This window comes from Nonomuraea sp. MG754425, from assembly GCF_021699195.1.
GTDB lineage: Bacteria > Actinomycetota > Actinomycetes > Streptosporangiales > Streptosporangiaceae > Nonomuraea.
In genome coordinates, this window is the sequence record NZ_SSXE01000400.1 from 1 (window position 1) to 1,976 (window position 1,976).

Consider the following 1,976-nt stretch of genomic DNA (forward strand, 5'->3'; position numbering starts at 1 on the left):
GACGACCGTCAATAGCCGCGCGCCCGACCGACGCGGAGATGGCGCTCGGTGAGGCGATCGAAGCTTGTCCGCGCTTCACGGCCGCTGACGCCGGCCCCCATCGCCGGCGTCACCGTCCTGGACCGCCGGACTCCCGTTCCGCCGGATCTCGTTCCGCGTCCCCCCTGGCCGGTGCCGTGGTCAGCGAACGTTCCATTCGCAGTGCCCGTCCGGCGGTTCCCTCCGTGGCCGCCGGGGAGCAGTGGCGCAATCCTGTCCCTTGACGTGGCCCGCCGACCGCCGAGGCGGGAAGCCGGTTCGGCTCCTGTCACGAGAGCCGCCCGTGACAGGGCCGTCATGGGCGGCGGTGGTCAGGACGGCCGGTCGCGCCTGGCGCACAGCCGAAGCCAGGCAGAGGGGCGGGACCTCTCGCCAGGTGGCGGGACGCTTTCTCACCGTCTGCGCCTCGGCTCCTTCCGGGGGCTGTGCTGGCCTGCGCGCCCGCCTGCGGATGTTCACGGCCACTGGTCCGGGCCAGGGGACGGCGCGCAGAAGGAGGAGATCACCGGCATCAGCCCCGCCTCGGGACCTGACAGTGGCGGCACCACAGCCACCATCACCGGCCATGAGTTCGACCCTCAGGACAGTCAATGCTTCGCTGGCAGCGTGACCTTCGGCGGCGTCAGTGCCACCTTCGGGATGCTCCGGGCTCGCGGGGCGGCCGTGCCTGACATCGCCCGCAAGCTGGTCATCCCGGCGACCTGCCCACCGCGCTGCGCACCTGGGAGGCCCGGATGTGGCCCTTCATCCACACCCAGCAAACCGGCGCCCCGACCGGCCGCAAGCTCTTCACCCCCCACGACCGCAAGGAGCAGATCAGCCGCGCCACGATGCTCCGCCTCATGCACGCGCCGCTCATCGGCCCTGCCCTGGGCAAGATAATGAACGGCTCGGACATGAACAGCAAACAGTTCGACGTCGCCGCCGTATAACCCCCGAGCCCGGCACGAACGAGCACCACAGAAGGACAGCCCAGGTGAGCCGGCTGATCGAGCACCACTCGCGCAAAGCCGCCCGCATCCTGGACAGCGCGCGCGAGCTGGTGCGTGACCACGGCGTGCGCAAGGCCACCATCAGTGAGATCGCCCACGCGGCGGGCGTCGGCAAAGGCACCGTCTACCGGTACTGGCCCAGCGCCACCCTGGCCGACCCAGCCGACGCTCCCCGCGGCGTCAGCGTGAGACGGCCCGAATCGCCGACCGTGCAGGGGCTCCACCGCGACGCCATCGCGGCGCCGGCCTCAGCCGGTGGCTGGGCCGGTGCTCGCGGCCTCCCGGAGCGACCACCTGACGGCCGGCGCCATCGCGGCACCGGCCGTCAGGAACATGGCGCCGGTCAGCAGCCAGCCGAGCGTGCCGCCGCCGAGGATGAGCGTGGTCAGCACGACCGGCCCGAGCATCCTGGCCACGGCCACGCCTGTGCCGAAGAAGCCCTGGTACTGTCCCTGCCGGTCGTCCGGGGCGAGCGTGAAGGCGATCTCCCAGCCGCCCGCTGCCAGCAACATCTCGGCGATCACCTGAAGGACCGCCGCCACCAGCAGGAACATCCACCCGTACGGGCTCAGCGCGAACACCGCGCAGGCCGCGAACATCATGATCCCCGCCTGCCGCACCGCCGCCGAGGCGTCCCGCAGCCCGGTCACGCCTCGGGCCACCCGCACCTGGCACAGCAGCACGCCGCCGGTGTTGACCAGCAGCAGCACGGCGACCACCCAGGTCGGCGCGCTGGTACGGGCGGCGATCCAGAGCGGCACGACCAGGCTGAGCAGCGGCATGTAGAACGACATCACCGCGTTGATGAGCGTGACGACCACGAACGGCCGGTCCCCGAGCACCGCCAGCCGCGACGTAGCAGGCCCGGAAGACCGGGAAGGCGCGCGACCAGGCACGGCGGGGAGCCTGAGCAGCAGCCCGGCGGCGACGAGGAACCCGGCCGCG

1 protein-coding gene and 3 pseudogenes are annotated in these 1,976 nt (G+C 72.0%); 3 read left to right on the forward strand and 1 reads right to left on the reverse strand.

The genetic code is table 11. The features are described from left to right. Nucleotides 1-336 precede the first annotated feature (336 nt). The 3 genes and pseudogenes from FAF44_RS56600 to FAF44_RS55540 all read left to right on the forward strand — a co-directional run. Nucleotides 337-636 (forward strand): annotated as a pseudogene (locus FAF44_RS56600) (IPT/TIG domain-containing protein); the annotation flags it as partial. A gap of 137 nt (nucleotides 637-773) precedes the next feature. Then, nucleotides 774-971, forward strand: coding sequence for a hypothetical protein (locus FAF44_RS52975; protein ID WP_237111084.1), 198 nt, complete (start codon nucleotides 774-776; stop codon nucleotides 969-971). A gap of 44 nt (nucleotides 972-1,015) precedes the next feature. Further along, nucleotides 1,016-1,162, forward strand: a pseudogene (locus tag FAF44_RS55540) (TetR/AcrR family transcriptional regulator); the annotation flags it as partial. 117 nt (nucleotides 1,163-1,279) lie between these two features. Here FAF44_RS55540 and FAF44_RS52985 read toward each other — a convergent pair. After that, nucleotides 1,280-1,976: pseudogene (locus FAF44_RS52985) on the reverse strand (MFS transporter); the annotation flags it as partial.

Excerpts from the sequence above, each read along its gene's own strand:
- FAF44_RS52975 (WP_237111084.1), top strand. The coding sequence starts at position 774 with ATGTGGCCCTTCATCCACACCCAGCAAACCGGCGCCCCGACCGGCCGC.